This window comes from uncultured Nevskia sp. (assembly GCF_903885465.1).
GTDB lineage: Bacteria > Pseudomonadota > Gammaproteobacteria > Nevskiales > Nevskiaceae > Nevskia.
In genome coordinates, this window is sequence record NZ_CAISIQ010000112.1 from 1 (window position 1) to 5,847 (window position 5,847).

At 60.9% G+C, this 5,847-nt stretch carries 9 protein-coding genes; 4 read left to right on the forward strand and 5 right to left on the reverse strand.

The genetic code is table 11. The annotated features are described in order from the left end of the window. Positions 1–172 precede the first annotated feature (172 nt). Entirely contained in the window at positions 173–394 is a 222-nt protein-coding gene (locus QZY06_RS04145; RefSeq protein ID WP_295680572.1) for an AAA family ATPase, read from the reverse strand. A gap of 3 nt (positions 395–397) precedes the next feature. Beyond that, entirely contained in the window at positions 398–778 is a 381-nt protein-coding gene (locus QZY06_RS04150; protein WP_295680574.1) for a hypothetical protein, read from the reverse strand. 227 nt (positions 779–1,005) lie between these two features. Between QZY06_RS04150 and QZY06_RS04155 the strand changes: the two genes are divergently transcribed. Both QZY06_RS04155 and QZY06_RS04160 read left to right on the forward strand, forming a co-directional pair. Continuing rightward, a complete protein-coding gene (locus QZY06_RS04155; protein WP_295680577.1) occupies positions 1,006–1,197 on the forward strand; it encodes an MbcA/ParS/Xre antitoxin family protein in 192 nt (63 codons plus the stop codon). Between the two features lie 359 nt (positions 1,198–1,556). After that, positions 1,557–1,865, forward strand: a complete 309-nt coding sequence (locus QZY06_RS04160) for a hypothetical protein (protein WP_295680579.1) — start codon at positions 1,557–1,559, stop codon at positions 1,863–1,865. A 462-nt stretch (positions 1,866–2,327) separates the two neighbouring features. On the opposite strand, the gene QZY06_RS04165 is transcribed toward QZY06_RS04160, so the two are convergent. Further along, positions 2,328–3,161 (reverse strand): DNA methyltransferase, encoded by an 834-nt coding sequence (locus QZY06_RS04165; RefSeq protein WP_295680581.1) that lies wholly within the window; start codon positions 3,159–3,161, stop codon positions 2,328–2,330. Positions 3,162–3,488: 327 nt separating this feature from the next. After that, the gene (locus QZY06_RS04170) at positions 3,489–3,695 is read right to left on the reverse strand and encodes a helix-turn-helix transcriptional regulator (protein WP_295680584.1); all 207 of its coding nucleotides are present in this window, start codon (positions 3,693–3,695) and stop codon (positions 3,489–3,491) included. Positions 3,696–3,891: 196 nt separating this feature from the next. On the opposite strand from QZY06_RS04170, the gene QZY06_RS04175 reads away from it, so the two are divergent. Further along, positions 3,892–4,839 (forward strand): HD domain-containing protein, encoded by a 948-nt coding sequence (locus QZY06_RS04175; RefSeq protein WP_295680587.1) that lies wholly within the window; start codon positions 3,892–3,894, stop codon positions 4,837–4,839. Here the strand turns inward: QZY06_RS04175 and QZY06_RS04180 are convergent. Continuing rightward, positions 4,812–5,063 (reverse strand): helix-turn-helix transcriptional regulator, encoded by a 252-nt coding sequence (locus tag QZY06_RS04180; RefSeq protein WP_295680589.1) that lies wholly within the window; start codon positions 5,061–5,063, stop codon positions 4,812–4,814. The two genes, QZY06_RS04175 and QZY06_RS04180, sit on opposite strands and share 28 nt — an antisense overlap. A 167-nt stretch (positions 5,064–5,230) precedes the next feature. Here QZY06_RS04180 and QZY06_RS04185 point away from each other — a divergent pair. Continuing rightward, a partial coding sequence (locus QZY06_RS04185) for a hypothetical protein (RefSeq protein ID WP_295680593.1) occupies positions 5,231–5,847 on the forward strand: 617 nt, incomplete at its 3' end.

Consider the following 5,847-nt stretch of genomic DNA (forward strand, 5'->3'; position numbering starts at 1 on the left):
AGCGCTCGCGCTGCTTGTCGAGCGGCACGGCATGCCCACCATGCCGGACGCGGGCCTCGACGCGCCGCATCGACAGGGGCAGCGGCACCAGAATGATGTGAACAATCACGAGGAAGCCTGCTCGCCTGGCTCGACCGATCAACTCCAGTTTCGAGGGGTTTGAAAACACCGTCTACGCGATGAAGGATTGCCCGCTCGTGATCAGGGACTCGCGCTGATCCGCCGCGATCTGAGCCGCTTCGTAGGAGTGGTCTTGATCCGAGCCCGGCCACTGTTTGCGAGCAATCACGTCGGCGTTTACAAAAGGCAGGCCCGTGACCGGCTTCAGCACATGCTCGTAAAAGGTCGTCTTGCCCGAACCGTTCGGTCCGGCCAAGAGGTGCAGGAGCGGCATGACTTAGCCTTTCGGGCTAACCAGGCGCGCTGCACGCGTCTTGCGAACGGTCACCTCACCTTGAGCATCCAGCTCGACCACCTCGCGTCCCTGAGCGGCCAGAATGCGATCCAGGCGAAGGTTCTTTCGGGTTTCCTCGATGCCCTCGGCCCAGTTCGCGCGGACGATAGCCTGCTCCTGCACGTTCAGCTGGTCGTAACCCCCGCGTCCTTCCAGCACGGCCTGCACAGCTTGGGCCGTGACGCCGGGACTGCGCTCAAGCTCCCGCCCGATCCGCGCCCAGTGACCGATTTGCTGGGACAGGCTGCGACTCATGCTGCCGGCCGTCGCGCGCGCTGCCTCGGTCAGTTCGGCGTCCAGGCGCATGGGGCTGTTGGTGGACATATTGATCCCCAGTTACCGAAATTAATGTAGCACGGTGCTACAAAATAGCGCGTCCAGATGCGTTTGCTGCTGCCGACCGAAAGTCGACCCTATCAGTCAGAGATTCTTTGAGACCTCATACGCGACAGTTCGCTAACATGGTCCCTCATCGCTTCAGAGAGTGCGGCGCATTCCTCGGTCAACCGCGACTTCGCTTCGAAATTGACCTTCAAAGAGGCTAGACAGCTATGGCGCTAGACGATGACTTGGCAATGCTGATGGGCCGCTTGCTTTGCGACCCCGACGAAGCCAAGGCGTACCTAACGACGCCTAACTTCGCATTGGGCGGCAAGACACCAATGGAACTGCTGCAGACTGAGGCGGGCAAGCAGCAAGTGCTGAGCGAGCTTCAGGCGCACCTCGATTGCGGACCACCCTGAGCGGGTTAGAGCAACGCGGTGGTCCCGGTCAGGTCCATGTCGACTGCTGCGTCGGAAAGCCATCAGCAAACCTGCGCGACATGGACTGCCGTACGTTACAAATGGCAATTTGCAAAAAGTAGTTGAAAGCACTGAACGTTCAACCTCCCAGTCTCAGGCGTGGGCGCCAGTGGGCTGGACGCTGGCAACGTCGTGCATCTGGACTTCACCCCAATACCTGCCACGAAATGCGGGGCCAGCACTTGCGCTGGTGATCTCGCGGCGAGCATTCAATCAGGCCAGCGGCATCCTGTGGGTTTGCCCAATTTCCAGGGGGGGAGGCTTCTGCTCAACGCTCCGGCGGCTTCCCGGTGTGCCTCATGGGGGCAGGAACTCAAACGCTCGGCTCCGTCCAGATTCATCTGCTGCACGGCGTCGATACCCGCGCTCGCGGCTCAGCGGGTCAAGAAAACACCGCCGCACATCCTCAACGAAGTGCTGGACATCGTCGCCACGGCGACAGGAATGCCGATTTAGGTATGAGCGGCGAAGGCGACTGCGGTTTTATGCAAGAAGTGGTTGGTGTTGCTGTTCAACCATCTTTTGTAATTAGCTTACAAATTGACGCGACTTCGCCACGGCGACTGCACGATTCAAGGTTCCTTTGCGAAGGGATACCGCTTGGTTGATCAGCACTGTGATCGCCTCGCCCTATGCCCATGCGCTCTTCCACCTTCAATTCAATTTCTCCCGTCCTGTCCCCCCTCTCTACCAGTAGCGATGTCTTGCTCGATGCCGAACAGCTCGGCCGATACCTCGGTCTGGGGACGACCAGGCCGAGCTCGGCTCGCGCCGCAATCAACATGCGCATCCGTCGTAGGCATCCGATGCCACCAGGCATCTCGCTTCCAGGTCTGTCAGGGCGCCGCTGGCTCGAGTCTTCGGTTAACGCCTGGCTGAAAACCTACGAGAAGTCGGATGTCCGTGTAGCCACAAACGCCACTGTGGCAGAAGCAGCGCCAGCCCCCACTGTGCCGGTTTCCAGCGGTAAGCGCGGCCGCCCTACCAAAGCGGAGGAGATGGCGCGACGTCTGGCAGCGGCGGCCACTTTTGATTCTTCGCCCGAAATTAAAAAGAAATAGCACGAGCGATCAGCCTCGAAGTCGCTTCTGCGCGGTCTTAAGCGCGGAAGCACTGCCGTCCGACAGAATTGCTGCACAGCCTAGCTTGAGCGCGACCGCACCCGTCGTGCCGCTGCCGGCGGTCGGGTCGACCACTAGATCGCCCGGCCGCGTCGTCATGCGCAGCAGTGGCGCGATGACCGATTCCGGCTTCTGCCACCGGAAGCCGGTCTGCTCGCTGCGCTTGATGAATCCGCTGAGCAGCGCTTCCTCGAAGACGCTGAACGGCGTCATCTTGAATTCAAGACGATTCTGCTTCGCCGCCTCCCGATGGCGCTCCGCATAGAAATGCTCGGGGTACATCTTTGCGTCCGGACGACGCAGGTGCAGACAGGCCTGCTGCGATGGTCGCCATGATTTTGATCGGGATGGGGCGTTCTTGAAGTACCAGGTCAGCCAGCCTTCGAGCTTCACGCTCGACGGCGTGTGATCGATCAGCCGGGCCACTGCTTCAGGAAATCCCCAGATGAACACGTGGTCCGCAACCCGGCTCGCCGCTTCAAGCAATGGCACCGTTTCGGTCAGATAGGCTGAACGCCCTTGCGCGCCTTTTGCCCGATACCAGGGATCGAGCACGACCGTTGCCGCTCTAATGCCCTGCTCCGCCAGCCGATTGAGCATCGAGAGAGCGTCGATCGGTCCGACGATGGATGCCGTTCCCGGCTCTGGCACCTCCAAGGTATCGTTGAGACCACGTCCTTGTTTGGCAGAGTGTCGCTTTTCGATGGCGGCAACTGCCGCCGCGCGCTGATGCGCGGCCAGCAGTTCCGACACCTGGCCAACGAGACCCAGCGGGATGTCCATCCGACGTGTCGGTTCGCCGAATCGGCCAGATCCGTGCGGCCTCCCTGCCCCTTCACGTCGCCCACCGCGCGGCATGTCGTTCTCCCTGAACCGTATCGCTCAAGACTTGAAAGCCAACAGACCTGACATCTCACCAACCGCGCCAGCCTTGATCAAAGGCACTTGCCCTCACACTCCCGGCTGGCCTCGCCGGCCCGGCCGCCTTGCTGGCGGGGCTTTTCGGAACTGACGTTCCGAAAATGTTGAAGACGAGGACAGAGGCATTTCGTCAAAAACTGAAAAACAGCGGGAATGCAAAAGCTGAAGGCCGTTCGCGAACGCCGGACTTCAGTCGGTCCTGCCATCTCCGTCAGGGACATAGACAAACAGATCCTCGACCTTGCAGCCGAAGTACCGGCAGAGCGCATTAACCGATTCGAGATCGATCCGCTGAGTGGTCTCGTAGTACATGGCCGTCAGCGTGCTGCGATTCAGCCCGGTGTCGCGAGACACGTCCGCGATCTTCAGCTTTTTCTCCGCGAGGAGGAACGCCAAGCGACACCGAATCATGGGCTGCGCCTCACTGAAATGATCCGCAGCGTAGCAATATGCTTGACAGGCGGTTATCTAAGCACCAATATGATGTGGTGCACGTCATTTACTTGTCCCACGCATCATTTTCTATGCGGAGACGCGCAAAGACGCCCCAAGCAGACCCGGTCGGCACGGACCCCGTCTTGTGAGGCTCAAGATGAACAAGCATCAACAGTTGCGCGTGGATCTCCACGACATCGACCGGTTGGTCAACCATGACTTCCGGATCATGTCGTCCGTCGTCGATTCGAAGGAGCCGGCGTTTCTTGATCTGGTGATCGAGGACGCGTACGGCCCGTACAAGGCCCGATTCAAGCCCGAAGCGCCGATCAAGGCGTCGAGCCTGATCGGCAACGTCCATCAGATGTGGGGCTTCCCGATCGATCATGAGCACCCGGAGTTCGGTGTGGTCATTGATTTCATGGAGAAGCCCGAAATCAAGGACCCCAACCTGCTGGTTGTGCCGCGGTCGGCCTGTGCCGATGAAGCCGTTCCGGCGCTGCACGGCCTGATCGACATCCTCGATCAGATGCCGAGCCGGCCCATCGCCGGCTTCGTGCATCGGGTGCTGGGCTCGGACAATGTCTATCCGTACTTCTTCAAGGCCCGTGCTTCCCGGGAAGCGCATCACGCCTTCCCCGGTGGGCTGGCGATCCATAGCTATGAGTGCGCGGTGACGGCGGCCGGACTGAGTGCAGCGCAGTTCGCCAACCAGGAGTCGAAGGACATCGCGATCGCCGCGGCGATGCTGCATGACCTCGGCAAGATCGAATGGTCACGCTCGGCCTACAACAATCCGCTGATCTCGCATGAGACGCGATCGATCATCGAGATTGCGACCGAGCTGCCGCGGCTGCGCGCCGAAACCCATGCCGCCTGCGCCGACATGCTGACCTATCTGATCAGCAAGGAAGCTCGCTGCGAGCATGCGGCTTGCCCGGAAGCCGTAGCGGTGGCGATGGCAGACCGGCTCAGTGCCACACGGGATGGGCAGATCTCGGCGTTCAAAGCATCGCCGCGCCATTACGCGACGGCAGATCGTCGGCTCAACGGGCAATTGAAGCGGTATATCCGGATTCAGGACCGCGACGGCCCGCTTTCCTGACGACTGCGTCGCTTGCGGTCGTTCTGCAAGGTCGTCATTTCCGGGAACAGCTCGCCCACTTCGACACCGAGGGCAGCGGCAATCCGGATCAGGTTCAAGGCGGCGACATTCCGGAGGCCGCGCTCGATGGCTCCGTAGTAACTCCGTGCGATGCCGGCTTCCAGGGCGAAGTTCTCCTGACTCAGGCCACGCGCTTCCCGCAGCGCCCGAAGGCGCTGCCCCACCAATAACAGCTGCGGATGCGACGGCATTCACAGACCGTAAGCAGGACCACTTTATGAAGCCACGCTCTATGAGTAACAATCAGCCTTACTGGGCTCATTCGCCTCTTGCCGTCGTCGCGGCCGGCGCCGAGGCAGGCCCTCAGTCATCTCACAGGAGGAAACCCGCGATGGATCGTCGAAGCAGTACCTTCCCTTTTCTGCCGCTGTTCATCGGCCATGCGCAGTGGCTCGCAATGATGAGTCTCCTGGTACTGGTGTCTGGCTGCGCAGCAGTCGACACCGCACAGTCGGCCATCGGCATGTATGACTCGGCACGCTCGGTCACGACCGGTTACCACGCGGTCACCTCGGTCAAGGATCTTCAGAACGCCAAGCCGCTGTTCAGGGACATCGACAGCGTGCTGGTGCTGGCGGACATCCGGCCTCGGGACGCATCGCCGGAACTGCCGGTGGCTTTCGCCGGCAATCTCGCCAGTTACACGACGGCAGTGGCAGCGGCGGTCGGGGCACCGATTCGGGTCTGCAGGGTGATAGCGGAATGCAGTGGCCGGGTACTGACCTTGAGCTTTTTCGAGGATGCCTATGACCGGAATCTGGTCCAGCGGCTGACCGTTGGCGACAAGATCCGCGGCAAGCTGATGTTCACCGATGCCGCCAGCGGCCAGATCCTCGACGAGAAGCGGGCCGAGATCGCTGATGACTATGCTGCTCTGGCCCGCCAAGTGTCCGGCTTCGTCATGACCAGTTTGTACGTCAGCTTCCAGCCCACTGCGGCAGCCGACGG

Coding starts and splice junctions, on each gene's coding strand:
- QZY06_RS04175 (WP_295680587.1), top strand. CDS start 3,892: ATGAACAAGCATCAACAGTTGCGCGTGGATCTCCACGACATCGACCGG.
- QZY06_RS04145 (WP_295680572.1), bottom strand. CDS start 394: ATGCCGCTCCTGCACCTCTTGGCCGGACCGAACGGTTCGGGCAAGACG.
- QZY06_RS04155 (WP_295680577.1), top strand. CDS start 1,006: ATGGCGCTAGACGATGACTTGGCAATGCTGATGGGCCGCTTGCTTTGC.
- QZY06_RS04160 (WP_295680579.1), top strand. CDS start 1,557: ATGGGGGCAGGAACTCAAACGCTCGGCTCCGTCCAGATTCATCTGCTG.
- QZY06_RS04165 (WP_295680581.1), bottom strand. CDS start 3,161: ATGGACATCCCGCTGGGTCTCGTTGGCCAGGTGTCGGAACTGCTGGCC.
- QZY06_RS04150 (WP_295680574.1), bottom strand. CDS start 778: ATGTCCACCAACAGCCCCATGCGCCTGGACGCCGAACTGACCGAGGCA.